General features: G+C 54.7%; 23 protein-coding genes. 22 read left to right on the top strand and 1 reads right to left on the bottom strand.

What is annotated here, in order from left to right; all coding sequences use genetic code 11:
* The first annotated feature begins 131 nt into the window (after window positions 1-131).
* The 4 genes from BVH01_RS12630 to BVH01_RS12615 all read left to right on the top strand — a co-directional run bounded on the left by BVH01_RS12630 (window position 132) and on the right by BVH01_RS12615 (window position 4,060).
* Complete coding sequence (locus BVH01_RS12630) at window positions 132-971, top strand: IclR family transcriptional regulator C-terminal domain-containing protein (protein WP_075930633.1); 840 nt, start codon at window positions 132-134, stop codon at window positions 969-971.
* Between the two features lie 165 nt (window positions 972-1,136).
* The gene (locus BVH01_RS12625; protein ID WP_075930632.1) at window positions 1,137-1,964 is read left to right on the top strand and encodes an SDR family oxidoreductase; all 828 of its coding nucleotides are present in this window, start codon (window positions 1,137-1,139) and stop codon (window positions 1,962-1,964) included.
* A 322-nt stretch (window positions 1,965-2,286) separates the two neighbouring features.
* Window positions 2,287-3,456 (top strand): CynX/NimT family MFS transporter, encoded by a 1,170-nt coding sequence (locus tag BVH01_RS12620; RefSeq protein WP_075930631.1) that lies wholly within the window; start codon window positions 2,287-2,289, stop codon window positions 3,454-3,456.
* A 169-nt stretch (window positions 3,457-3,625) separates the two neighbouring features.
* Window positions 3,626-4,060 carry a hypothetical protein gene (locus tag BVH01_RS12615; RefSeq protein ID WP_075930630.1) on the top strand — a complete coding sequence of 145 codons (435 nt, stop codon included), beginning with the start codon at window positions 3,626-3,628 and terminating at the stop codon, window positions 4,058-4,060.
* 631 nt (window positions 4,061-4,691) lie between these two features.
* Here BVH01_RS12615 and BVH01_RS12610 read toward each other — a convergent pair.
* On the bottom strand, window positions 4,692-4,925 hold the full coding sequence (locus BVH01_RS12610; protein WP_075930629.1) for a YheU family protein: 234 nt from the start codon (window positions 4,923-4,925) through the stop codon (window positions 4,692-4,694).
* 293 nt (window positions 4,926-5,218) lie between these two features.
* On the opposite strand from BVH01_RS12610, the gene ihfB reads away from it, so the two are divergent.
* The 18 genes from ihfB (at window position 5,219) to BVH01_RS12525 (ending at window position 25,872) form a co-directional block, all read left to right on the top strand.
* Window positions 5,219-5,506, top strand: a complete 288-nt coding sequence (gene ihfB, locus BVH01_RS12605) for an integration host factor subunit beta (protein WP_074884791.1) — start codon at window positions 5,219-5,221, stop codon at window positions 5,504-5,506.
* Window positions 5,507-5,733: 227 nt separating this feature from the next.
* A complete protein-coding gene (locus tag BVH01_RS12600; protein WP_075930628.1) occupies window positions 5,734-7,374 on the top strand; it encodes a methyl-accepting chemotaxis protein in 1,641 nt (546 codons plus the stop codon).
* 356 nt (window positions 7,375-7,730) lie between these two features.
* A complete protein-coding gene (locus BVH01_RS12595) occupies window positions 7,731-9,236 on the top strand; it encodes an MBL fold metallo-hydrolase (RefSeq protein WP_083659466.1) in 1,506 nt (501 codons plus the stop codon).
* Between the two features lie 555 nt (window positions 9,237-9,791).
* On the top strand, window positions 9,792-11,060 hold the full coding sequence (locus BVH01_RS12590) for a Wzz/FepE/Etk N-terminal domain-containing protein (RefSeq protein WP_075931024.1): 1,269 nt from the start codon (window positions 9,792-9,794) through the stop codon (window positions 11,058-11,060).
* A gap of 152 nt (window positions 11,061-11,212) precedes the next feature.
* A complete protein-coding gene (locus BVH01_RS12585) occupies window positions 11,213-12,043 on the top strand; it encodes an aldolase/citrate lyase family protein (protein ID WP_075930627.1) in 831 nt (276 codons plus the stop codon).
* Between the two features lie 41 nt (window positions 12,044-12,084).
* On the top strand, window positions 12,085-13,566 hold the full coding sequence (locus tag BVH01_RS12580; RefSeq protein WP_168177281.1) for a lipid II flippase MurJ: 1,482 nt from the start codon (window positions 12,085-12,087) through the stop codon (window positions 13,564-13,566).
* 1 nt (window position 13,567) lies between these two features.
* Window positions 13,568-14,122 (top strand): sugar transferase, encoded by a 555-nt coding sequence (locus BVH01_RS12575; RefSeq protein WP_075930625.1) that lies wholly within the window; start codon window positions 13,568-13,570, stop codon window positions 14,120-14,122.
* Between the two features lies 1 nt (window position 14,123).
* Window positions 14,124-15,881, top strand: coding sequence for an asparagine synthase (glutamine-hydrolyzing) (gene asnB, locus BVH01_RS12570; protein ID WP_075930624.1), 1,758 nt, complete (start codon window positions 14,124-14,126; stop codon window positions 15,879-15,881).
* Between the two features lie 16 nt (window positions 15,882-15,897).
* Window positions 15,898-16,857, top strand: coding sequence for a hypothetical protein (locus BVH01_RS12565; RefSeq protein WP_139317830.1), 960 nt, complete (start codon window positions 15,898-15,900; stop codon window positions 16,855-16,857).
* Between the two features lie 36 nt (window positions 16,858-16,893).
* A complete protein-coding gene (locus BVH01_RS24420) occupies window positions 16,894-18,186 on the top strand; it encodes a glycosyltransferase family 4 protein (protein ID WP_139317829.1) in 1,293 nt (430 codons plus the stop codon).
* Between the two features lie 18 nt (window positions 18,187-18,204).
* Window positions 18,205-19,527: an N-acetyl sugar amidotransferase gene (locus BVH01_RS12560; protein WP_075930622.1), complete on the top strand. Its 1,323-nt coding sequence runs from the start codon at window positions 18,205-18,207 to the stop codon at window positions 19,525-19,527.
* Window positions 19,524-20,306 carry an imidazole glycerol phosphate synthase subunit HisF gene (hisF, locus tag BVH01_RS12555; RefSeq protein WP_075930621.1) on the top strand — a complete coding sequence of 261 codons (783 nt, stop codon included), beginning with the start codon at window positions 19,524-19,526 and terminating at the stop codon, window positions 20,304-20,306. The genes BVH01_RS12560 and hisF overlap by 4 nt, the downstream gene beginning before the upstream one ends.
* A complete protein-coding gene (hisH, locus tag BVH01_RS12550) occupies window positions 20,299-20,946 on the top strand; it encodes an imidazole glycerol phosphate synthase subunit HisH (RefSeq protein ID WP_075930620.1) in 648 nt (215 codons plus the stop codon). The genes hisF and hisH overlap by 8 nt, the downstream gene beginning before the upstream one ends.
* On the top strand, window positions 20,943-21,641 hold the full coding sequence (locus BVH01_RS12545; RefSeq protein WP_075930619.1) for a cytidylyltransferase domain-containing protein: 699 nt from the start codon (window positions 20,943-20,945) through the stop codon (window positions 21,639-21,641). The genes hisH and BVH01_RS12545 overlap by 4 nt, the downstream gene beginning before the upstream one ends.
* The gene (gene neuB, locus BVH01_RS12540; RefSeq protein ID WP_075930618.1) at window positions 21,638-22,669 is read left to right on the top strand and encodes an N-acetylneuraminate synthase; all 1,032 of its coding nucleotides are present in this window, start codon (window positions 21,638-21,640) and stop codon (window positions 22,667-22,669) included. Before BVH01_RS12545 ends, neuB begins: the two co-directional genes overlap by 4 nt.
* Window positions 22,669-23,796 (top strand): UDP-N-acetylglucosamine 2-epimerase, encoded by a 1,128-nt coding sequence (gene neuC / locus BVH01_RS12535; RefSeq protein ID WP_083659465.1) that lies wholly within the window; start codon window positions 22,669-22,671, stop codon window positions 23,794-23,796. The genes neuB and neuC overlap by 1 nt, the downstream gene beginning before the upstream one ends.
* Window positions 23,786-24,397 (top strand): acetyltransferase, encoded by a 612-nt coding sequence (locus tag BVH01_RS12530; RefSeq protein WP_075930617.1) that lies wholly within the window; start codon window positions 23,786-23,788, stop codon window positions 24,395-24,397. Before neuC ends, BVH01_RS12530 begins: the two co-directional genes overlap by 11 nt.
* The gene (locus BVH01_RS12525) at window positions 24,397-25,872 is read left to right on the top strand and encodes an aminotransferase class I/II-fold pyridoxal phosphate-dependent enzyme (RefSeq protein ID WP_075930616.1); all 1,476 of its coding nucleotides are present in this window, start codon (window positions 24,397-24,399) and stop codon (window positions 25,870-25,872) included. Before BVH01_RS12530 ends, BVH01_RS12525 begins: the two co-directional genes overlap by 1 nt.
* Window positions 25,873-26,025 lie beyond the last annotated feature (153 nt).

Below are 26,025 nucleotides of genomic sequence, written 5' to 3'. Positions count from 1 at the left end.
TGATATCGGCGTCGTACCCATGATTCGCGGCGAGGTTGCCGCTGTTACAGGATCACATGCAACTCGTTCCCTTGCGATTATCGAACCGCAGTTCGATAATCGCGCATATCATCTGGACGAGTGACAGTGTCATGCCCGAATCCCGTTCCGTGCCCAGCTCAATGGCGCCGCCGATCATCGCGTCGCCGGCCAAGCGCATCGAAGCCTTTACCGGCGACCCCAACTTCATGACTTCGCTGGCCCGGGGCCTGGCGGTCATCCATGCGTTCCAAGAGCGCAAGCGCCACCTGACCATCGCCCAGATCAGCCACCGCACCGAGATCCCCCGCGCGGCGGTGCGTCGTTGCCTGCACACTCTGATGAAGCTCGGCTATGTGACGACCGATGGGCGCGTCTACTCGTTGCTACCCAAGGTGCTGACCCTGGGCCACGCGTATCTGTCCTCGACGCCGATGGCCGTGACCGCGCAGCCGATTCTTGATCGCCTCAGCGAACAGCTGCACGAGGCCTGTTCGATGGCCACGCTGGAGGGCGACGAGATTCTCTACATCGCACGTTCGGCGACGCCTCAGCGGCTGATCTCCGTTGACCTGAGCGTGGGTAGCCGCCTGCCGGCGTACTGTACGTCGATGGGCCGCATCCTGCTGGCGGCGCTGGATGACGCCGCGCTGGACGACTACCTGAGCCACGCCGACCTGCAGGTGAAAACCAGCCGCACCTTGCACACACCCGAAGACCTGCGCGCCAACATCGAGGAGATCCGCCGGCAGGGCTGGGTGATCATCGATCAGGAGCTGGAAGTAAGCCTGCGCTCCATCGCCGTGCCGCTCAAGGACTCCGCCGGCCAGGTTTTGGCGGCGCTCAACGTCGGCACCCATGTGGGCCGCGTGTCGCGCCAGGAGCTGGAAAACCGCTTCCTGCCCATTCTGCTGGAAGCCAGCCACGAACTAAGCACGCGTTTGTTCCAGTAGCCTGGCAGACGTGGCCCGCTTCGAACGCAGCGATACTCGGGAGTCGAAGCAGCTTCCCTATCCACCCCGCGGTGCACCCATTCAACAACCTGATGATGGCTGGGCGCTGCCTGCGCCTTCGCTACACTCGGGCTGTCTTTCATTGGCCAGCAGGGCAGGTTGAGCATGAGCAATCGGATGATGATCACGGGGGCCGGCTCCGGCCTGGGGCGCGAGTTGGCGCTGCGCTGGGCGCGCGAGGGCTGGCGCCTGGCGCTTTCGGACGTCAACGACGCTGGGCTGGCAGAAACCCTGCGCCTGGTGCGCGAGGCGGGCGGCGACGGCTTCACCCTGCGCTGCGACGTGCGTGACTACAGCCAGCTGACTGCCCTGGCGCAGGCCTGCGAAGAGAAATTCGGCGGCATCGACATCATCGTCAACAATGCCGGCGTCGCCTCGGGCGGCTTCTTCGCCGAGCTCTCGCTCGAGGATTGGGACTGGCAGCTGTCGATCAACCTGATGGGCGTGGTCAAGGGCTGCAAGGCGTTCCTGCCGCTGCTCGAGCGTAGCCACGGGCGCATCGTCAACATTGCCTCCATGGCGGCGCTGATGCAGGGCCCGGGCATGAGCAACTACAACGTCGCCAAGGCTGGCGTGGTGGCGTTGTCGGAAAGCCTGCTGGCCGAACTCAAGCCGTTGCAGGTCGGTGTGCATGTGGTATGCCCATCGTTCTTCCAGACTAACCTGCTCGACTCGTTCCGCGGGCCGACGCCGGCCATGAAGGCCCAGGTCGGCAAGCTGCTGGAAAGCTCGCCGATCAATGCCGAGTTCATCGCTGACTACATCTTCAAAGCCGTCGCCGCTGGCGAGTTCATGATCCTGCCGCACGAGCAGGGCCGCCAGGCCTGGGCGCTGAAGCAGAAGAACCCGCAGTTGCTGTATGACGAGATGACCCTGATGTGCGAGAAAATGCGCGCCAAGGCTGCCGGGCAGCGCGAAGCGAAGACGTCTTAAGTCTGTCACGACCTTTGGGTTTATGGGCGCTTGTATCCCCGTGAGTCGGCTGCAATTAGGCAGAAGCGGGCATCGTGCGCTTTGTGGACGACGCTTCACCCGTCCACCGCTTCGAAACCGCAATGGTGGATGAAAAAAACGTCATCCACCCTACGTCCGCTTCCGCCCGTTGCAGTCATTACAGATGCAATTACGGCGAGTGATCGTGAACAGCTTCTCAGGCCATTGCACAGTGCGAGCACTGGCTCGCGCTTGCCCTAATCGAAGCGCACGAGTAGGGTTGCCGGCTCGGCTGAACCTGGCCGCATGATCAGGAACTCGTGTGAAACCCGTCTCCCGCGCTTTACTGCTGCTGGCCCTGGTGGCCGCAGCGGTGAATCTCCGCCCCGGCATTACCTCGCTGGCGCCGCTTATCGAACGTATCGCTCAGGAACTGTCCCTCAGCCGCGGCTTCATCAGCCTGACCACGGCACTGCCGGTGCTGTGCATGGGCCTATTGGCGCCCCTTGCGCCCCGCCTGGCCGTGCGCTTCGGTCTCGAGCGCACCATCAATCTGTGCCTGGGGGCGATCGCCTTGGCGCTGGCGCTGCGCGTGGTTGGCCACTCCAGCACGATTTTGGTCGGCAGCGCAGTGCTGCTCGGCGCTGCCATCGCCATTGCCGGGCCTTTGCTGTCGGGCTTTATCAAACGTCATTTCGCGGGGCGCATGGGGCAGGTGCTGGCTTGGTACTCGTTGAGCATGGCCATCGGCGGCGCGATTGGCGTGGTGCTGACCATGCCGGCCACCCAGCTGTTCGGCGATGACTGGAGCTACGGCCTGGCGATCTGGTCAGTGCCCGCCATAGTGGCGGTGATCATCTGGTGCATATTGCCCCAGCAGCATGCCGAGCCGCTGAGCCGCGAAGACGCGTCCGCCGGCCTGCCCTGGCGCGAAGGGCGGGCTTGGTTGATCAGCGCCTATTTTGCCCTGCAGGCCGGCCTGTTCTACGCCGTGGCGACCTGGACGGTGGCGCGCTACCAGGAGGCGGGCCTGTCGGCGATGCACAGCAATACGCTGTTCAGCCTGGCCATGCTGATGGGCTTGCCGAGTTCTTTCGTCCTGCCGATGCTGGTGCAGCGCTTCAACCGTTACCTGCTGATGGTCGCCTGCGGCAGCCTGACCCTGGTCAGCCTGGTGATGATCACCTTCGTGCCCACCTTCATCCCGGAATTCTGGGCATTGACCCTGGGCTTCGGCATGAGCGGTTCTTTCGCCTTGTCGCTGCTTTTGCCCATCTACGAGGCTGGCTCGCCGCTGGCGGTCAGCCGCTGGACGGCGATGATGCTCGGCTCGGGCTACAGCGTGGCGTGCCTGAGCCCGGTGCTCAGTGGCCTGGCTCGCGATATCTCGGGGACCTATCAGGTGCCTTTCATGGTGCTGACCGGGATGGCGGTGGTGATGGTGGTGCTGGCCTGGGCCATGCGCAAGGGCCCGCGTCGGCCTTCAGTATGAATGCCCTGTGGCCTGGGTAGAGCGAAGCGAAACCCCGGATCACGGGCAGCCCATGAATGCGCGTGATTGAATGACCCCCATCACTGTCCTGACTGGCCGTTCTGTGCGCAGCATTCCCCTGCATCGCGCGCTGTGATAGAAGGCTGCCAGTTTTTAGCGGAGTGCCCCCGTGGAATCGGAATCCATCGTCTACGGCAACATTCGTGACTGGCCGTCGGACAGCCCCTCGGAGAGTCGCCTGCGACGCCTGCTCAATAAACAGGTGCTCGATGCATTGCCGTGCGGCGACGCCTGGCCATTTCTGGGCCGCGAGATGTTTTCATACTGCCAGCAACCCGGCAGCGGCCTGTACCAGACCCAGGTCATTCACTTCGGCGCCAGCTACCAGACCATCGAGTACGAGTGGAAGCTCTGGGTCGCCGAGTTCGAGACGCTGCTCAAGCGCCTCTATTGGGCCAGTGCTGTAGTGCACCTGGAAACCGAACTGAACGGTACCCATACCTTTCGCTGGGAAGCGGAGTCCGAGAGCGGCCTGCACAGCCCGCAGGACGGCGCGTTACGCGTGCGCTGCGCCTGGGAAAGGGAAGGGGGATTGCGCGGGTAACGCGGTGACTAAACCATTCGCCGCAGGACCGGGATTGCGAGCAACCCACCGCCCCTGTAGGAGCGCCGACCCGGCGCGAGGCGACTGCGGCCTCGCTGCAGAACTGGCGTTGCAAGCACCATTCGCCGCGGGTCGCGGCTCCCACCGTGATTGCAAGCAACCCACTGCCCGCGTAGGAGCTCCGACCCCGGCGCGAAGTGATTGCGGCCTTGCTGCAAGATCGGCGTCGAACACACGATTCGCCGCGGGTCGCAGCTCCCACCATGATCGCGAACAACCTATCGCCCGCGTGAGAGCGCCGACCCGGCGCGAAAGCGATCGTGGCCTTGATGCAAGACCGGCGTCGAGCACACGATTCGCCGCGGGTCGCGGCTCCCACCATGATCGCGAGCAACCTACCGCCCGCGCGGGAGCGCCGGCCCGGCGCGAAAGCGATTGCGGCCTTGCTGCAAGACCTGCGTCGAACACACGATTCGCTGCGGGTCGCAGCTCCCACCGTGATTGCAAGCAACCCACCGCCCGCGTAGGAGCGCCGACCCCGGCGCGAAGCGACTGCGGCCTCGCTGCAAACTAGCGTCGTCAGCCCATTCGCCGCAGGTCGCAGCTCCCACTTATCAGGCCGCGCCTAGCCTCAATCCTCCTCCAGCCATTCCTTGGGCACGTCGCGCTTTAACACCAACTGACACTGTTGGCTCTCCGGGTCGAACACGATCACCGCGTCGCCTCTATCCAGCGCGCGACGTACACGCGTCACGCGGGTATCCAGCGGAGTTTCGTCGCCGTTATCGGTGCCATCCCGGGTGACGAAGTCTTCGATCAGGCGAGTAAGAGTATCTGCCTCGAGCAGATTGGCGGGGATCAGCAAAATTTTCTCCTGAGGCGCTGGCAGCTTCTGAGCTCGGAATGTATAGGTTTCGTTGGACGGCGCCCGCGATCATTTGATCACCTTTCCTGCCTCAGGCGTGCAGACCGAGAGCACCAATAACCAAATGCAGTGCAGTCAACGACTTACCTTTACATGCCCGAACCAGCGACAATCGATTCACAACGCCAAGCACATTTTCAGAACTGGTGGTTTTTTAGGCTGTTCAAAAGCTGATCAGCGTGCTACAACCTTTCCATCGAGTGACATAGCCGCTTGAAAACGAAGGGAAAAGTATGACCAAGTCGGAGTTGATCGAAAGAATCGTCACCCACCAAGGGCAGCTTTCAAACAAAGATGTCGAGCTGGCCATCAAGACCATGCTGGAACAGATGTCCCAGGCGCTGGCGACTGGTGATCGTATCGAGATCCGTGGCTTCGGCAGCTTTTCTCTCCACTACCGCGCACCGCGTGTGGGCCGTAACCCCAAGACAGGACAGTCGGTACGCCTGGACGGCAAGTTCGTCCCGCACTTCAAGCCCGGCAAGGAGTTGCGCGATCGGGTGAACGAAGAGGACGAGTGATCCTCGAACGCGCCTGTCAGTTCGACACCTCTGCCATCTCCATTACTTCTCTTGGCCTGCTGACGTTGCAAATCATGCATCGTGCAAATAGCGGTATCGCTTGGCCAATCTTGCTGAAATAAAGTTTTACATTCCCCTTCAGGCCGCTTCAGGACTGTCGATAAGGTGGTGATGCCGCCGATCACCGGTGCCGCAGCTCATCTCCATCCCTTCGTGCAGGCCTGCATATGAACTGGTTCTACGACGCCAAGATATCAACCAAGCTGTATCTTGCATTCGCGCTTTGCGCCTCTATCACCTTGATCGTTGGGATCCTCGGCAGCCAGGGAATCGGCTCGTTGTCTTCGAGCTTGCAATCGGTGTTTTCCAATAACCTCGTTTCGGTCGCCAAAACTGCCGAGGCGCGTTCCAACGCGGTTGCGCAAAGCCGCGACCTGTATCGTTTGCTGGCCGCAGCCACGGCTGGGGGCGATGCAGCCGAGCGAAGCGCCATCCTCGCTTCCATGAAGGAGAACCGTCAGACCAGCGAGCGTGCATACGCCGTGTACCGTGCCACGCCCCTGGCAGACGACGAACGCGCCGCTGGCGACCGTATGGACAAGGACTGGCCGGCCTATCAGGCCATTATTGATCGCGCAGTGGCGGCCATCGAACGCGGCGATCTGGTCGGTGCCAAGCAGTTGATGTCCGGCGAGCTGCATGAGGCCTACCGCACGGTCATCGACGAGATGGGCATCATGGTCGAATCCAATAACCGGCAGATCGGCGAGGGCGCCCAGGATGCTCGTGAGAGCGAGGCGGCTGCCAAGCTCAATCTTTACATCGGTATCGGTGTCGCCTTTATCGCTGCGGTTCTCCTGGGTATGTTCATCAGCCGGGCGATCAGTACGCCCATTGCATCGGCAGTCCGCAACGCCGAGCGAATCGCGGGCGGCGACTTGACCAAGGTAATCGAAAGCGGCCATCGCGATGAGGCTGGTCAGCTGCTGACTGCCCTCGGCGCCATGCAAAATGGCCTCAAGGGCACCATCCAGCAGATCGCCAGCGCTGCTGACCAATTGGCTTCGGCCGCTGAAGAACTCAACGCCGTCACGGAGGAGAGCAGCCGTGGCCTGACCCGTCAGAACGACGAGATCCAGCTTGCCGCCACCGCCGTTACCGAAATGACCGCTGCGGTCGAAGAAGTGGCCCGCAACGCCACCTCGACCTCCGAGGCCTCCCGGCAAACCAGCAAGGAAGCATCCAGCGGCCGCGATCAGGCGCGCGACGCGGTCAAGGCCATTACCAGCGTAAATAACGAAATCGGCCAGTCGACCGTAATCGTCGATGAGCTGGCCGGTAGCGTGCGGGATATCGCCAAGGTGCTCGACGTCATTCGCGGCATCGCCGAGCAGACCAACCTGCTGGCGCTCAACGCGGCCATCGAAGCAGCGCGGGCGGGCGAGCAGGGCCGTGGGTTCGCCGTGGTGGCCGACGAAGTGCGGGCCCTGGCAGCGCGTACCCAGGCTTCTACCGGGGAAATCGAAGCGATGATCGCCAGCGTGCAGTCGCGCGCCGACGACGCGGTCAAGGCCATGGGCAACAGCCGCACGCTGGCCAACAGCACCCAGGAACTGGCCAAGGCCACGGGCGAATCCCTCGAGCGCATTGCCCAAAACATCGCCGAGATCAACGACCGCAACATGCTGATCGCCACGGCTTCCGAGGAGCAGGCCAACGTCGCCCGTGAGGTCGATCGCAACCTGATCAATATCCAGGATTTGTCCACCCAGACTGCCGCCGGCGCCAACCAGACCAGTGCCTCCAGCCAGGAGCTGTCGCGCCTGGCCGTGTCGTTCAATAATCTGGTCAGTACTTTCAAGCTCTAAACGCTGTTCGCAGTTTTACAGGCCAATGGGCGGCAGCCAAGCGCAGGCTGCCGTCCGGCATAGAATTGTGGGAGCGGGCGGGGACGCCTGATCCATGCCCGCGATTGGGCTTTAATGATCAGCCTTCCCTCGCGCCTGCAAGTGGACCAAGGTCAGCCGCACCACTTTCTCTCAAGAGCCTCAGTAGCCTGGGTCGAGCGAAGCGATACCCGGGGCTTTGGGGATAGATGCCCCAGCTGGCATCAAGCGCAAAATTCAGCGATACACCATGTGTCCCAGCGCTTTCCTCAAGCCGCCTCATAACGCATCATTGCGCCTCTCCGAGATCTGGCCGCCAAGCGTTGAAGGACTAACCGGTGGAATACCCGCATATCACCCATCACGGCGCTCAGGAGGGCGTGACCGGTTCCTGCCACCAACTGCATATCTCGCAGCACAGCAGCGTTCTCATCGACTGCGGCCTGTTCCAGGGCGCCGATGCATCGCCACTCGGTGCGCGGGCCGATCACCAGCTTATCGAATTCCCTCTGGATGGCATTCGCGCCCTGATCGTCACCCATGTGCATGCCGACCATGTAGGGCGCATTCCCTATCTGCTGGCCGCCGGCTTCGAAGGGCCCATCCTGTGCAGCGAGCCTTCGGCCAAACTGCTACCCATCGTGCTGGAGGACGCGTTCAAACTCACTTTCAGCCGTGACCAGAAGCAGGTTGAGCGCTACCTGACGCAGGTACAGGAGCGCATCATCGCACTGCCCTACGATCACTGGTTCACCCTGCAAAGTGATGAAGAGCTTGAAGCCAAGGTACGCCTGCAGCGCGCCGCCCATATGCTCGGTTCGGCCTATGTGGAAATCGACATTCAGTACAGCCCCGGCGAGGCCAGCACGCGCGTCGTATTCTCAGGTGACCTCGGCGCCCCCGGCGCACCGATCCTGAAACCCTGCATACCACCGGAGCGTGCCGACATTCTGGTGCTGGAAAGCACCTACGGCGACCGCCTGCACGAAGACCGCAGCACCCGCCGCCAACGTCTGGAGCAGGTCATCGAACACGCCCTGGCCAACAACGGCACCGTGCTGATACCCGCCTTCAGCGTCGGCCGCACCCAGGAACTGCTCTACGAGCTGGAAGACATCATCCACAGTAAAAAGCTGGACACCCCAGCCCGCGTATCAGAGCCCCCTGTGGGAGCGGGCCACGCCCGCGAAAATCTTCAAGCCACACCAAACAATCAAATCGAAATCGACTGGCCAAGCCTACCCATCATCCTCGACTCCCCCCTGGCCAGCCGCTTCACCCAGGCCTACCCGGAACTCAAGGAGCACTGGAACGACGAAGCCCAAGCCCGCGTCCAGGCCGGCAGGAGACCCTTGGCGTTCGAGCAACTGATCACCGTCGACAGCCACGCCGACCACCAGAAGATCCTCAATCACCTGGTCAGCAGCGCCCGGCCCGCCATCGTTATCGCCGGCAACGGCATGTGCTCCAGCGGCCGCATCGTTAACTACCTCAAGGCCATGCTGGGCGACCCACGGCACGACGTGCTGTTCGTCGGGTACCAGGCCAAAGGCACGCCAGGCCATGCCATCCAGCGCTTCGGCCCGCGTAATGGCTATGTGGAATTCGATGGCCAGCGCTATGACATTCGTGCCGGTGTGCATAGCATTGGTGGGGCGGATCAGGCGGGGTTGGTGAGTTTTGTGACTCAGATGAATGATTGGCCTTCGCAAATACGCCTGGTGCATGACGATAAGAAGGCCAGGGTGGGGTTGGCAAAGGCTTTGGAGGAGCGGTACGTGAGGCGACGGATGAATGTAGATATTTATTCTTCGAGGATTCTCGACGCCAACGCCGCAGAGTGATTCGGAATGTGAGATTCCGTTCACATTGATGGCAATTTATTCATGAAGAATGGAGAATATGCATTCCGATAGGCGGTGATCTGAACTTGAAGCCGCTTGCCGAGCTGCAGGCGCCAAGCCAGTAACTGTGAGGGCGCTTGATGCCAGCAGTCCAGAGGATGAGTACATGCCAGTCTTGCTGGGTCGTGATTTCAAAGCCTTCACTAATCAGTGTGGGCCGACAGGAGTGCAGTGAAGGCAAAGGCTTGCCGTACCGACCATGAGTATGTTCAAAAAAAACTCCAGGATTTGCAGTGAGACTCCGGCCCATTTCCACTAATTACGTCCGTGTTGGTTCCTGCGAGCGGTCTGTACGCATCAGCCTCCCCAAGGCTGCCCTAATGATGCCTATCAAGTGGCTCCGTTCTGCGCGATCAGTATTCATCCGTCCATATTCTGTTAAGCACGTATCCCGTATAGGATTCATATCGAGCCGCCCCTAGCTTGCCATCTTCGATGGGCAAGTGGGCACAGGTAGATAATTTCATACAACGCCTAGAAAAGGATGGCGAACTGATGTCGCAGTACCCTAGTACCCAGTTGCGCGACGATGAGGTCGATCTAGGAGATTTGATCCGTGCCCTTTGGGCGTACAAGCAAATCATTCTTGCGGTCACCGTGGTCTCCACCTTGATTGCCATTACCTATGCCTTGGTTGCGACCAAGTACTACACCACGCAGAGTATGTTGCGTCCTGTGGCCATGAACGTGCTGGATGAACTCAATGCTTCTGGGCTTTATGAGTTGACCCCGGAAGAGGCGCTGCAGCGTGTGGGAGCCGGTATTAGTTCTTATGAATACCGCCTAGCATATTTTCGGGCCAATCAGGAGTTATTTGGTCCCGATGCGATGGCTGATGGGCAGACCCCAGAGCAGGCACTGAATCAAATCATCGATGATTTTGAAGTTTCTCGTCCAGATCCTAATCGCGTCGACGGAAGCTTCTCTTATGTAGGGCTGGCCTACACCTATCCTTGGGGCGTGAAGGGGGCCGATATCGTCAATGGCCTTATTGCCTATGTAATTCAGCAGGAAAGAGTAGCCATCGCCTTGGATGTCGAGGTCATCATCCGTAACCGTTTGGCTAAGTTGGAGCAGCGAATGGCTGCTGAGCGAGCGGCCTATCAAGCTGACAAGCAGGCTAAAGTGGCCTCTCTCAGCGAAAAAGACTCACTCAAGCGAGCAAAACTCAAGGATGAGCTGGCTGCCTTGCGCAAACAATTACGTACTCGTCGTGATGATCGTATTTCCCAGTTAAACGAAGCTATACAAATAGCTAATGCATTGGGAATCGAAAAGCCCAGCACGCCGTCCTCGCTAGGTACTGCAACTCATATCCAAACCTCAGGCAATGTGATTCGTACGGAGGTCAATAATCAGCAGATACCACTCTATTTTATGGGAGTGAAAGCACTGGAGGCTGAGCGTGAAGTGCTGCAGAAGCGCCGCTCTGACGAGTTTACTGAGCCTCGTATAGCAGAAATTCGGTCAAAGCTCAGCATGCTTGAGCAGAATCACGAAATTGACCTGCTTAAACAGCGTGATGATGAGGACGTATTCATAGAAAATTATGCAAAGTGGCGAAAGGAAGCTGCTGAGCTTAAGGGGCTGAACCTAAATCTGTCGAAATTGCCTCTGGTGAATGTTGATCGCCAGGCTATTTATCCAAAATCTGCAGTTAAGCCGAAATTTTTTCTAGTCGTCGGATTTGGAGCTTTACTAGGGTTGGTTTTCGGGCTGTTTGTGGCATTCTTTTGTTTGGTTTTAACAAGAAATCAGAAGTGAATTTATAAGTGTTAATGTATTTATAAGCGAATCTATCTTGCTAGAATTTTAATGTAAATTTTTAATTTTATTTTTTTTGGTTCAAAGTTTCCGCTATCAGGTTTCACAGCTGAGTAGCTATCAATCTATGGGTTTGGAGCCGGGGTTAGCTAATGAAGTTTTTCATGATTACCAATTGCTCCGAATTGGCGAAGTTTTCTATCGATAGTGGTGTCGACCGAATATTCGTCGACACTGAGATTCTTGGTAAAGACTTGCGCCAAGGGCATCTCAATACGGTAATCAGCAGACATACTCTGGATGACGTAAGCCGATTGAGGTCTTCAGTGCCAGAGGGGCGCTTGCTTGTCCGAATTAACCCTATCCACGATGAGAGCGAGAAGGAAATTGATCGTGCGATCGAGGCAGGCGCTGACATTCTCATGCTGCCAATGTTCCGAAGCGCCGGCGAGGTGAGGTTTTTCACGACAGCCGTTGGAGGGCGTGCGCGTTGCAATCTCCTTGTCGAAACCGTTGCCGCCGTTGCCGATTTGAAGGCCTGTGTGGAGGTGCCAGGTGTCGATGAGGTTCATATAGGCCTCAATGACCTTCATTTAGAGCTTGGACTGCACTTCATGTTCGAGCCGCTGGCCAGCGGCCTCGTCGATGGTATGGCTGCGATACTTCGTGCCAGTGGAGTGCCCTTCGGCATTGGTGGCATTGCCCGAGTAGGCGAAGGGCTTTTGCCCGCGGAACTTCTGTTGGCCGAGCATGTTCGTCTAGGCTCGACCGCTGCGATTCTGTCGAGAACCTTCCATCGGCAAGCAACATCCGTCATCGAGATAAAGGAGCAAATGGATTTCTCGCTAGAGCTTTTCAAGCTGCGTGAAGCATTTCTGCAAAGTAGCTTATGCAATCCCGAGGAGTTGCAGGCCGCTCATCGTGACGTTCAAAGGAATGTGCGACTGATCGCTGACTCCATAAAGGCGCGCAAGGCCCAATGATAACCAGAGGACAGCGAAGCCTACTCGGCGCTGGGCTGTTCTTGAGCCTGGCTCTGATGGGCGGGCGGTTGGCTGGGTTCGGTCGGGAGGTTCTGCTTGCTTCGTCGCTCGGCTTGTCTGCTGAAGCGGACGTCGCCATCATTCTTCTTACTGTGCCAGACCTTCTTGTCAATCTTTTGCTGTCAGGAGGCATCGGTGTCGCGCTGATTCCTGCGCTGAGGTCGGCTACTGCCGACAAGGCCGCAGCACTTTTTCTACAGGCCTCTCTGTTGGTCGCTGGCGTATTCGTTGTACTTGCCGCGCTGTTTGTGTTGGCACCGGCAGCCTCGCTATGGCTGTTGGCGCCCGGCATGCTCGATCCGCTGCGATGGCTTGACAGCTGGATGATTTATATTGTCGCAATCGCCATTCCACTGACTGCACTCTCTGGCGTCAGCTCGGCAGCACTAAACGCACAGGATGAGTTCTTTGTCGCGGGCTGTGGCACGCTGATATTCAACCTCAGCATCATTGGCGGGCTTGCGATTGCTATGGTCCAAGGGGAGCGATATATAGCCTGGCTGTGCCTTGGCATTCTATGTGGCGCGATAGTGCGTTGGGTTAGCCAACTGTTGGCGCTTAACACCAAGGGCCTGCCTGATGAGCAGAAGCGCGCTCATGGTTGGTTGATGGATCGCCATCTGCTACGTGGCTTTTTTGCAGGTATTGCTTCAGCTTCACTGCTGGTTCTGGTGCCGGTAGCTTTGCGTGCGGGAGCTTCCTGGTTAGGGGAGGGAGAGTTGGCAGCCTTCAACTATGCAATCAAATTGGTAGAACTGCCACTTGGTATTCTGATTACTACGCTTGCTACAGTCGTATTTCCTCGTCTGAGTGAAGCTCATGATCGACAGGATGCAGTCGAATTTGAAGCGCTTTTGAGCTCCTCACTCCAGCGCTCGTTGGTATTATCTGCTGCAGTCGTGTTGTGTGGCTTTCCATTTATCGACGCCGCGATTTCCTTACTTTTCGGTGCTGGTAAGGTGGGTGTGGCAGGCCTACAGCATATTACGCTCCTGACCCAAATTGCTCTGTTTAGCGTGCCTTGGGTCGGTATTTCTAGTCTCGCTGCAGCAGCTCTGAATGCACGACGGCAGCCGGCGTTGGTATTGCGTCGGACGATTATCACCATGCTGTTTCTCCCTGTAATATGCATTCCTGGGCTTTGGCTGAAAGAGCCTGTGATCCTGATGTTTGCATTACCTGTGTTTCACATGATGCTTGCGATGATCCTGATTCAAGCTGTGGGATGGCGAGCATTCCTTGCTAGCAAGGCAGTGTCGTATGCTACTTTGCGCAGTGTAGTTGCCATTGGCGGTGTGATTTTGTTTGGCATTCTTGTTGATATATTCCTTTTTACGTCGACGGCGTTCAGCTTGAGTGGTTCTTTGTCTTTGTGGCGCTTAGGGTTGGCGGGCTTGACATTTGCCATCAGCATCACTGCAGCTTTCTATTTATTGCGCCCTTCCAGAAATAGCGTGGCATAAAATGAAGCGATTTTTTGATTTTTTCAGCTCACTTATTGCGATCATTGTTCTTTCGCCGATCCTGGTTGGAGTTGCAATCGCTATTTATCTTTCTGATTTTGGGCCTGTGCTATTCAGCCAGCGGCGTGTTGGCCGTGGGGGAGAAGATTTCTTCATATATAAATTTCGCAGCATGGTAATCGACGCCGAAAAACTGGGTGGGTACTCCACTGCCGATGGTGATCCTCGCATTACCAGAGTGGGACGATTCATTCGTAGAACCAGCCTCGATGAATTGCCCCAATTGTTCAACGTATTGCGTGGCTCCATGAGCGTGGTCGGGCCACGCCCAGACGTACCCGCGCAACGCGCGCTTTACACTGAAGCGGAATGGCAGCTGCGAAACAGTGTCCGGCCAGGCATCACCGGGCTCGCTCAGGCAACACTGCGTTCAGCCGCTACGGAGACTCAGCGCAAGGAATTGGATTTGCAATATGCTCGGCAGGCTTCCCTGTTCAAGGATATTCAGATAATTCTGCTGACGTTCAAACAGGTTTTTGGAAAAGGCGGCAACTGACATGTGCGGTATTTTTGGCTATTTTCATCGTGAGGGACGCTCCCTTGCTCCTGAAACATTGCGCGCAATGGGCGATGCAATCCAGCATCGCGGGCCTGATGATCAGGGCGTTTTCAGTGCACCAGGTCTTGCTCTGGGCAACCAGCGTCTTTCGATCATCGATCTGGCTGGCGGCCATCAGCCGTTCGTCTCAGACGATGGGCAAGTCGTCGTGGTGCAAAATGGCGAAATATTTAATCATGTCGAACTGGCCCTGGATTTAGCCAGAACTGGGTATGCATGTCGTACCCACTCCGATACTGAAGTGTTGCTGCGTTTATATGAACGAGAAGGTATTTCCTTCATCAACAAGCTCAATGGCATGTTCGCAATTGCCATCTATGATGCTAGAGAGCAAGCCGTTTATCTGGTTCGGGATCGTATTGGCGTCAAGCCCCTCTACGTTCACGATGACGGCCATCAATTGACGTTCGGTTCCGAAATCAAATCATTGCTCAAGGCCGGTATGCCTCGTCTGGGAATTGATGAGGAGGCGTTGCACCACTATTTGACGTTCAACTATGTTCCCGCCCCTTACACCCTTTATCAGCGGGTGCGTCATCTCATGCCTGGGCATGTGATGAAGATTACGCGCAATGGTGTTTCCGAGTCGCGCTGGTGGGATCTCGCCGCCATTCAGCCTGTCCATGGTCGATCCGAAGCGGATTGGATAGAAGAATTCAATGCAATCCTTGATGACGCGGTACGCCTACGCTTAAGGAGCGATGTGCCATTCGGTGCCTTTCTATCGGGCGGTGTAGATTCAAGCACGATCGTTGGTTTGATGGCGCGACATATGTCCGAGCCGGTTAAAACCTTCTGCATCGGTTTTGATGATCCCCGTTTCGATGAGTCTTTGTTCGCCCAGGAGGCCGCCGATCGTTTTGGTACGCAGCACATCATGGAGCGTGTCGAGCCAGATATGCTGGAACTATGGCCCATGTCGATCTATCACTGCGATCAGCCCCACGGCGACGTTTCGTTTCTTCCTACTTACCGGGTTTCCGCACTTGCAGCCAAGTATGTGAAGGTCGTATTGACAGGGGATGGTGGTGACGAGCTTTTCGCCGGCTATGACAAACACAGAGATTTTTTCTCCAATGCCGAAGTTGCCACTCTGACGGATAAAGAGTTCCAGCGCCGTTACTTCGACAGTATTTCTCTGTTTAGCCATGCTGGTAAGGCTGCGCTTTATAAACCCGAAATGGCTGCACGTCTACAGGGTATCAATTCCTTCGACGTGGCTGCGCCATATTTCCAGGCAGTTCCTCATCAGGATCGGATCAATCAGGCATTGTTTCTTGATATGCAATTGCTGCTGAGTGGCAACAACCTGGTCAAGCCTGATCGCATGGGCATGGCGGTGTCTCTTGAGGCCCGTACTCCTTTTCTGGATTACCGCATGATGGAGTTTGCCTTCCGCATGCCCGGCGAGCTAAAACTAAAAGGGGGAGTCACAAAGTATCTTTATAAAAAGGCTGTAACCCCCTTGATTGGAGAGAGTTTGGCTTATCGGAAAAAGCAGATGTTCACTGTTCCGGTTGGTGAGTGGTTCAAAACCAGCAAAGCTGATTACTGTCGGAATGAAACTCCCAAAGATCTGTTTGATTTTGAGTGTGTGAAACATCTAGTTGATTCGCATATTTTAGGTGAGGCGAACAATACAAGAGAGATTCGTGCACTCATCGCGATAGGGCATTGGAACTCTGTTTGTGGTTAGTTTCTTGATTCTAAGAGTGTCCACATTGGCAGCATTTATTTTTTTTGCTGTCTTTATACTAACAGGAGTGAAAAATTTTTCTGCATGGCCTCAGGTAATGGAGCTGTGGCAGGGAAGCGCTTCTCTGTATTCTTTGTTCGGTCACCCTCACCTTTTTAGGTTTTTAGTTGCGTATCCGGGGCTCACTCTTGATGCATGGCTTCCCGAGTTCGGTTTCTCCATTTATTGCTCTATCTTTTTTTTTCTTAATGCTCGTTTATGGGCAGATATCATGTGGAGGACGGTTCTCGTAAAACCATCGTTGCTTGGTTGGTGCATATTCTTTGGCATTCATTTGCTGATGAACGGGAGAGGTGTGATTGCGTGGTCTGCTTGGCTTATGTGCGTTTCTCTGTGCCTTGATTTGAGTCGCTCGAAGGAAGAAGTCAAGTGGCTCTTCTTGAGAATTTTTTTATCCGGTTTTCTCGCCTCGGTGAGCACGGGAGTTTTTGTAGTGGTTCTAGCCTCAATCGTCGTTTTTCTTATTGGCGGACTGCATCAAAGACGGATTGATTTTTTAAATATTAGGGCTGGCTTTGTGTTTTGTTTGGGCGTGCCGCTTGCTTATATGCTTATCAGTTATTTTATCGTGGCTATTAACAAGAATTTGGATTTCTATGGGGGCGGTATTCAAGGCGTGGTAGATATGCTCGGCCATGGTATGGGGAAATTTTTCCTCTCAATTGACTGCTTAAATTTTTTGCTTCCTGTTATCTTTTTTTATTGTGTTTTTTTAATTATGGTCTTTGCGTATCTTGGTGTAAGACTTTCTCCGATTAATAAATTACTGCTAATTTCCATAGTGGGCGGGCTCTTTGGTTTTACTGTGCTTACCCTTGCAATGCCTTTAATTTTATGTGGCTTGGAAATCGTGAGCCGAGCTGTATTTCGAACGATCGGTCTTGGTCATGTTCTATATAAGCCTCGGCAGAATTGAGGCATGACTAGCGGTTTTGATTTGGTTTGACAAAAAATGTCGTGGATGATTTTTAGATGTTTTATGAGGCTTGGTGTTGAGGGAAATATGGTGGCCGATAAAAATGTTATATTGCTAGTTGCATACGGAGGCGGTCACGTAGCCATGTTGGCACCTGTGGCTCGCGAGTTGCTTGCAAAAAAATACAACGTATTATTTTTGGCCCTAACTACAGCTGGTGCTTATTTGGATCGGTTGGGTATACCTCATATAGGCTACAAGGATCTGCCAGGAGCTGATGCCCAGGAGACTCTAACAATTGGGCGACAGCTATTACGTGACTTGCCCCCGAGTACTGCTGTTCCGGAAGCCGAGTCATTGGCGTATCTGGGGCTGAACTATCGTGATTTGATCAATGCTTATGGCGAGGATGTGGCATCAGCTCTTTATTCAGAAAAGGGACGTCAGGCTTTTCTTCCGGTAGAGTTGTTTTGTGATTGGTTTAAGTCTTTGTCACCTCTGGCTGTTCTGGCCACGAACTCACCGCGTAGTGAGCGAGCTGCGCTGGAGGCGGCACGAATACTTCGCATTCCATCGGTATGTACGGTAGATCTTCTGGCCAAACAAGAAATTGAATGGATTAGAAGCCCTAACTATGCCAGTCGTATATGCGTTCTAAATGACCACGTTAGAGATATGTTCGTTGATAAGGGCTGCCAGCCCGATAGTGTAGTTGTAACCGGGAATCCTGCTTTCGAGCGACTCCAGCTGGATGAGGCACGAGAGTCTGGCCGCGAAATACGGGCTTCAAAAGGATGGGGAAAGGATGATATTGTCGTTCTATGGGCCTCTCAGGTCGAGCCGGAATTTCATCCATTTGCTCTTGGTAAGAGTGGCGATCCGATGTTACCGCGGCGCATCGAATCGAGTCTTCGACAGTTGGTTGCCATTGATCATAGATTCCGATTGGTAATTCGTTATCACCCTAGTGAATGCATAGAATTTTTCGACGGGCAGGACCGCGTCCAACTCAGTCCCGCTATTGAGGACTTGGTGGGGCTTCTTCATGCGGTTGATGTTGTGGTGATTATTACATCCACTGTGGGGCTTGAGGCTCATTTAGCAGGCGCATATGTTGTTTCGGTAGCGGGTTCCGTATTTAGTGAAGATCTTCCATATGGAGAGATGGGCATTGCGGACGAGGTTTGTTCAATTGATTCGCTTGCTGGTAAGCTGGCAGATTTATCGTCATCTTGCTTGAATGATGCAAGGTTGGGTCGTAAGAAAGTTTGTATGAGGAATCCGACTGGCAGTGTGGTTGAGGTTCTCGAGTCACTAATTCAATGCTAGTTTGCAATGGGAGAAAATATGAAACCTATTTCTGCGCCGATGGAAGTTGATAAGTCGGAATACGAAGGTGATGTTGTTACGTCTCAACCGAAGTATGGGCTGCCCAGCGAAGTTGTGTACTGCAAACGCTGTGTTATTTCGAATCAGCGACCAAACTCTGCGGTAGAGTATTCGCATACTAAAGAGTCGAAAAAGAAAACTATCCATTTTGATGAGGATGGTGTGTGTGATGCCTGCCGGTTTGCAGAGAAAAAACGGGCCGGTATCGACTGGGATGAGCGTGAACGCCAACTGCGCGATCTGCTAGATCGGCACCGTAGCAAAGATGGCAGCTATGACTGCATCGTACCTGGTTCGGGTGGGAAAGATAGTTTTTATGCATCGCATATCTTACGGCACAAGTACGGCATGCATCCGCTTACCGTTACCTGGGCGCCTCATATTTATACTGAGTGGGGGTGGAGAAACTTCCAGCGGTGGATTCATGCTGGTCATGATAACTATTTGATGACTCCCAATGGTCGTGCGCATCGTTTATTGACACGATTGGCGGTAGATAATCTATTTCATCCTTTTCAAGCATTTATGTTTGGTCAGAAGGCGTTGGCCCCCAAGATGTCGCTGTTGTTCAATATCCCGCTTGTCATTTATGGCGAAAATGAAGCGGAGTATGGTAACCCAATTGGCGACACAGAGTCGGCGAAGCGGGACTGGTCATACTTTACTGCTGAAGATCAATCGAAAGTCAGTCTGGGTGGTGTTTCGATTACTGACCTCAAGAATCATTTCGGTATGCAGCAGCATGATCTTGCACCTTATTTGCCTGCCAACCCTGAAGAAATAGAAAAGAAAAAGACGGAGGTTCATTATCTCGGTTATTATTTAAAGTGGCACCCGCAGGCTTGTTATTATTATTCTGTCGAGCATGGTGGATTTGAAGCCTCGCCAGAAAGAACGCCGGGCACTTATAGTAAGTATAATAGCATCGATGATCGAATCGACGACTTTCACTACTATACAACAGGTACAAAGTTTGGTATTGGTCGTGCTACATATGATGCGGCGCAAGAAATACGCTCTGGAGATATCGAGCGTGATGAAGGTATAGCGTTGGTTAAGCGTTATGATCATGAGTTTCCAGAGCGCTTTGCTGATGAGATTTTCAAATACTTAAGTATCCCTGAGAGTGAGTTTCCGGAGGCGTCGAAAATGTTTGAGCAGCCTGTGTTGACGCGTGATTACTTTACTCGTCTTACAGATAATTTTCGTTCACCTCACTTGTGGAAATGGGAAGGAGATCAGTGGAAGCTCCGGCATGCAATCTGGCACGACAAGAAATGAGAAATCTCCGAATTATTCCGCGCCTGGATATTAAAGGTAAAAACCTGATCAAAGGCGTTCGCTTAGAAGGACTGCGCGTCGTAGGAGACCCGCAGGAGCATGCCGTTCGTTACTATGAGGCAGGCGCTGATGAACTTATCTATATGGATGTAGTTGCTAGCCTTTATGGGCGAAATAGCCTGAACGATATCGTCAAAAAAGCGGCTCGAGATGTTTTTGTACCGATAACTGTTGGAGGCGGTATTAGGTCTGTGGATGATGCAAGGGATATTCTGCGTGCAGGGGCGGACAAGGTGGCCATCAACACTGCTGCTGTGGCTAACCCGGATCTCATACGCGCGGTGGCAAGGCGTTTTGGCTCTCAGGCCATGGTCCTGTCTGTTGAGGCCAAGCAGGTTGGGCCTTCCAAATGGGAGGCCTACACTGACAATGGGCGTGAGCGCACGGGCTTAGATGTTTTGGAGTGGATCATGCGTGGCGTCGAGTTGGGCGCTGGCGAGTTGCTTATCACCTCAGTCGACCGCGAGGGAACGCGGCAAGGTTTCGATCTCGATCTTATTCGCTCAATCAGCAATGCGGTGCCTGTTCCTGTTATCGCTAGTGGCGGTATGGGAACGCTAACCCATTTTGTCGAGGCCGCCCGTGAGGGGATGGCAGATGGTGTTGCCATGGCGGACGTGCTGCATTACAAGCGTTTATCTCTGGAGCAGATAAGAAGCTCCGCATTTGAGGCTGAACTGCCAGTACGAAAATTCACATCGATGATGCCAGATGCCTAATCATAAAATTACAATTCTTGACTATGGAATGTGCAACCTGTTCAGCGTCGTTCGTGCTTTCGAGCGCAGTGGGGCCGATGTTCTCGTAACTGACGATCCTGCCCAGGTGCGATTCGCAGATAAACTGGTGGTGCCAGGTGTTGGCGCATTTCATGACAGTATGCATGAAATCAAAGCACGTGGTTTCGATGAGGCCATCAAGCGTTTTGTCGACGCCGGCCGGCCATTATTCGGTATCTGTGTTGGTATGCAGATCCTGTTCGATGCTAGTGAAGAGTTTGGAGAGCATCCCGGACTTGGTATCTTGCCGGGGCAGGTACAAGCTGTTCCAAAGGTTAGCCTTTCCGGTGAGCCGTTACGTGTTCCGCACATTGGCTGGAATCACTTGGTCGCGCCGCAGGGGCGCGCCTGGCGTGGAACGATGTTACAAGCGCTCGAGGAAAGATCGCCTGCCGTGTATTTTGTCCATTCCTTCGTTGCTACGCCGACGCGTGAATTTGACCGGTTGGCCGAGTGCGATTATGGGGGGCATATGTTGTGTGCGGCAGTTCAGCGTGAAAATGTTATGGCCACTCAGTTTCATCCCGAGCGGAGTGGGGCAGTTGGTCTTGCCGTTATCAAAGGCTTCAGTGTTTTATGACTCGAACGCTTGCAGTCATTCCTGCACGAGCGGGCTCTAAAAGAGTCCCAGGAAAAAATACCCGCACTTTTGCTGGAAAACCGCTTATACAGTGGTCTCTTGAGTTTGCTCGTGCCTATCCAGGATTCGACGAGGTATCGATTTCTACGGACTGTCAAGAGGTGGCTCGAGTGGCTCGTGCTTGTGGTGAGTCCTTGTCATGGATGAGGCCGCCGGAGCTTGCGACTGACGAGGCCGGTACTGTTGATGTGATATTGCATGCCTTAGACGAATATCAGGTAAGAGGGCAGTCTTTCGAACGAGTGGCTGTGCTACAGCCGACGACGCCATTCAGGCGGGCGGATCGCTGGCGAGAAGCCCAGAGGTTGCTTGATCTAGGATTTCCCGCGATTGTAGGGGTGACGGCAGTAGAACAGCATCCTTATTGGACTTATTGGCTGGACGCTAACGGCTGCATGCAACCTTGCTTTCCAGGTCAGTCAAAGCAGCGTAGCCAAGAGTTACCTGCTGCGGCTGCTATCAATGGGGCTTTATATTGGATTGATGTCTCAGTATTAATGGAAACGCGCAGCTTTGCTCCTCCCGGCGTTCACGCGGTGCTATTCGATGATGCGCTGGAGTCCATAGACATTGACACCGAGCAAGACTGGTTGCGTGCGGAGCAGCTTTTGTTGGGATCGGGATTTTTTCAATGACTACATTCTTTATCGCCGAAGCCGGTGTCAATCATAACGGCTCGCCAGAGCTTGCGCTGAAGCTTGTTGAAACGGCGGCACGTTGTGGTGCCGACGCCGTGAAGTTTCAGACCTTTACCGCTGAAAAACTCGTCCGACGTGGCGCCGAGAAAGCTGCATACCAGAAAGCTGCTACAGGTGAGGGCGATCAATTCGAGATGCTCAAGCAACTGGAGATGTCTCCAGAACTGCATCATGCGCTGATCTCGCGCTGTGAAGAGCTTGATATCGAGTTCATGTCTACACCTTTTGACGAGGAGGCGGCCGATTTTCTTCTTGCCTCAGGCATGCGAAGAATCAAGATACCGTCTGGTGAAATAACCAATTGGCCTTTTCTGCGCTTTTTGGCGAAAAAGAATGTTCCCTTGATTCTTTCCACCGGAATGGCTTCTCTCGAAGAGGTCGTTGAGGCTGTGAGTGTGATTGCAGATGCTCGAGCCAGCCTCGGCCTGACAGATCCCTTGTCCAGCATGCTATGTATCTTGCACTGCACATCCAACTACCCGGCGCATGCACGGGACGTCAATCTCAGAGCTATGCACACAATTGCCAAGGCCACCGGGCTACCAGTCGGTTATTCAGACCATACGCTAGGGCTGGCTGTTTCGACCGCTGCCGTGGCACTTGGGGCCACCGTGATAGAAAAGCATTTCACGTTGGATAAAACGTTGCCTGGCCCGGATCATCAGGCCTCGCTCGATCCAGCGGAGCTTGAGCAGTTGGTGGCGCAGATTCGTGTGGCCGAGGTTGCATTGGGCTCCGATGTAAAGGCACCCACGGCATCTGAACTACCTGTTCGTGCATTGGTGCGGCGCAGTGTGTCCCTCGCGCGTGATGTTCAGCTGGGGCAGCCTCTGAACGCTCAAGATCTTTGCCTGTTACGCCCCGGCAATGGAATTCCACCTGCGGCATTGGATCAGGTTGTTGGTCGCTCGCCACGCGAATCGATGCTTGCAGGGACGACGCTTCAGTGGGAGATGCTCGACTGATGCGTCGAATTCTTTACGTTACCGGGACTCGCGCCGATTTTGGCCTCATGCGTTCCACGTTATTGATGATCAACGCCGAGGCTGAATTGGAACTAGGCATCCTGGCGACTGGGATGCATTTGGATCCGCAATACGGCGACACGATTCGTGAAATTGAATCATCGGGTGTTTCTATCGTCGCGCGTATACCCGTAGAGCTTCGATCCGATAGTGGCTCAGCCATGGCCAAAGCCATTGGTGTGGAAATTCTAGGAATGGTCGAGGCGTTCGAGCGGTGGCGGCCTGATATCGTTGTGCTTCTTGGAGACCGGGGAGAAATGTTGGCTGGAGCGATCGCGGCACTTCATTTGAATGTCCCTATCGTTCATATCCATGGGGGGGAGCGTTCAGGCACCGTCGACGAACCTGTACGTCACGCGATATCGAAGCTAGCGCACTATCATTTCACTGCCACAGCCGATGCTCGCGATCGTCTGATACGGATGGGCGAGCGCGAGGAAAACATTTTTGTCACTGGGGCTCCCGGTCTGGATGGTCTAGCGGACATTCGGGCACCCAGGCGCGATGAGATGGCAGCTGAGTTTGGGTTCGACGCTCTGCGTCCCATCGCGCTAGTAATCTTTCATCCTGTAGTGCAAAGCGCTGACCTTGCCGAACTGCAAATGCAGACATTGCTTGAGGGCATCAAGCTGGCCGTAGACCTCCAGGCGCTGGTGTTGATGCCTAATGCCGATGCCGGCGGGGAAGCAATTCGTGCTGTGTTGGCCAATCCTCCTCTCGATGTTAGGGTCGTGAATCACTTGCGGCGGGAAGATTTTTGCCGTTGGCTTGCTGCTGCCGACGTCATGCTGGGGAACTCCAGTAGCGGCATCATCGAAGCGGCCAGTTTCCATACTCCGGTGGTGAACGTCGGTGATCGTCAAAGAGGGCGGGAGCGTAGTGACAATGTCGTGGATGTCGAAGTCGATGCGCCTGCGATAAGGGACGCGCTGAATCATACCCTTGCTAGTGGTCGGGTTACCGTAAAGAACGTGTATGGCGACGGGGATGCCGGTAAGCGGATTACCGAGTTGCTCGGGAGGCTCCCCCTGAGCCGTGACTTGCTGCTCAAATGCAATGTTTACTGAACACTTTATTCTCGGTGCTGGTGGGCACGGCAAGGTGATCCTGGACGCATACATTCGGGACGGACGATCCTTTCGCCTGTTCGATGGCGATCCCTCACGGGCCGGTAAACATTTGCTAGGGCATGAAATCGAGTTCCAGCCCGCTCTGACCGAATTGCCATCCTATGGCCATCTAGCCATTGGTGAGAACGCTGTTCGGCGCCAACTGCTGACGTTGCTCCAGAGTCACGTTCTGGGCTGGTTCACTGTCGTGCATCCTCATTCAAGTATTGCAACGAGTGCCAAGGTAGCGGAGGGTTGCTTTATCGCGGCGCGCGCAGTTATCGGGCCGGATTCAATTATTGGTCGATCCACGATCGTCAATCATGGTGCTGTCGTTGATCATGATTGTCAGGTTGGAGAGTGTTGCCACGTTGCACCGAATGCCACTCTGGGCGGCGGAGTAAGGCTTGATGATGAGGTGCTGGTGGGCAGTGGGGCAGTGATCCTGCCCGGTATTCGTATTGGAAAGGGTGCTCGTATTGGTGCCGGAGCTGTGGTGACACGCGACGCACCTGCCGGCGCTACTTTGATTGGTGTTCCAGCTAAGGTTTCTTTGTGATGATTGAACTACAACGCATCATTATTCGTCAGGGGCTTTGCCTGCGAGAGTTGCTGGCCCGCATGGATGAAGGCAGCGCCGAAATTCTGTTACTGGTGGATGAGGACGGTCGCCTGGTTCGCACCATTACCGATGGTGATTTGCGTCGCCTGCTGCTTGCGGGCGTAGCACTGGAGGAGGTGAAGCTCGAACTGCCGGAAAAGGCGCCCATTACCGCGCTCGAGGGAACGGATAGAGAGCAGATTCTCGATCTGATGAAACAGCACGATGTGAATCACATCCCGGTGCTCGACACTGCGCGGCGTCCAGTAAAGCTGGTACGCGCTCGTGATCTTGAGCTACCTATTCTTCTGTCTACCCCTCATATGGGTGATCAGGAGCTGTCGTTCATCAACCAGGCCTTCGATACTAACTGGATCGCCCCCCTTGGCCCCAATGTCGATGCCTTTGAGCGAGAGCTGGCAGAAAAAGTCGGTGTTGGTCATGCGGCTGCGCTGAGTTCAGGCACCGCAGCCATTCACCTTGCGCTTATTCTTCTGGGCGTGGAGGAGGGGGATAAGGTTTTTTGTTCCAGCCTGACCTTTGTCGCAAGTGCCAACCCTATCCTTTATCAAAAGGCTATGCCTGTTTTCATCGATTCCGAGCCGGAAACCTGGAATATGTCACCTGCCGCATTGCAGCGCGGCTTGGAAAAGGCCGCTCGGGATGGATGTCTTCCCAAGGCCGTGATTGTCGTCAACCTGTATGGCCAAAGCTCGGATTTCGACCCTATTGTCGCTATCTGCGAAAAGTATAACGTACCACTGATCGAAGATGCGGCCGAGTCTCTGGGAGCCAGCTATAAAGGGCAAGCGAGTGGTACCTTTGGCAAACTCGGCATTTATTCTTTCAACGGCAACAAGATTATCACCACATCCGGCGGTGGCATGCTGGTATCGGATGACGCTGCACTTATCGAGAAAGCACGATTTTATGCGACGCAGGCGCGAGATCCTGCACCTTGGTATCAGCATACAAGTATCGGTTTCAACTACCGCATGAGTAACGTGTTGGCTGGCATAGGTCGTGGCCAGTTGCGGGTTCTGGAAGATCGAGTCGATCAGCGACGTGCCGTATTCGAACGCTACAGTGATAGTGGCATGGGGGGGGGCGGCTTCAGTTGGATGCCCGAGGCTTCTTTTGGGCGTTCTACACGCTGGCTCAGTTGTGGTGTTTTCGATACAGAGGGGGCTGTTGATGCTCAGCGTTTTATCGAGCGGATGGCAGAGCACCGTATCGAGGCACGTAGAATATGGAAGCCACTGCACCTGCAGCCGCTCTTTGCAGAGTGCGAATACTTTCCCCATAACGAAAATAATTCAGTCAGTGACCAGATTTTTGCACATGGTATTTGCCTGCCCTCTGGATCGAACATGACTGAGCGAGAGCAGGAACGGGTTATAAAAACCTTTAATGAAATATTTGCAGGGTTTTGAAAGTAAGCGGGATTTCACTATTTATTTTGAGAGTTTAGATTCTCAATCTGTTTTGGAATTTTCGCCTTTTATTATGCTTTGCAGAGGCGTAATCGAAGTATTCGATTGGAAGATGTTTGTCTAATACCTGTTTTTGTGGTTTTAGCCATTCAA

The sequence above is a fragment of the Pseudomonas sp. PA1(2017) genome, assembly GCF_001945375.1.
Taxonomy (GTDB): Bacteria; Pseudomonadota; Gammaproteobacteria; order Pseudomonadales; family Pseudomonadaceae; genus Aquipseudomonas.
The sequence above is the reverse complement of the archived record's forward strand: the minus strand, read 5'-3'. Positions and strand labels throughout refer to the sequence as shown.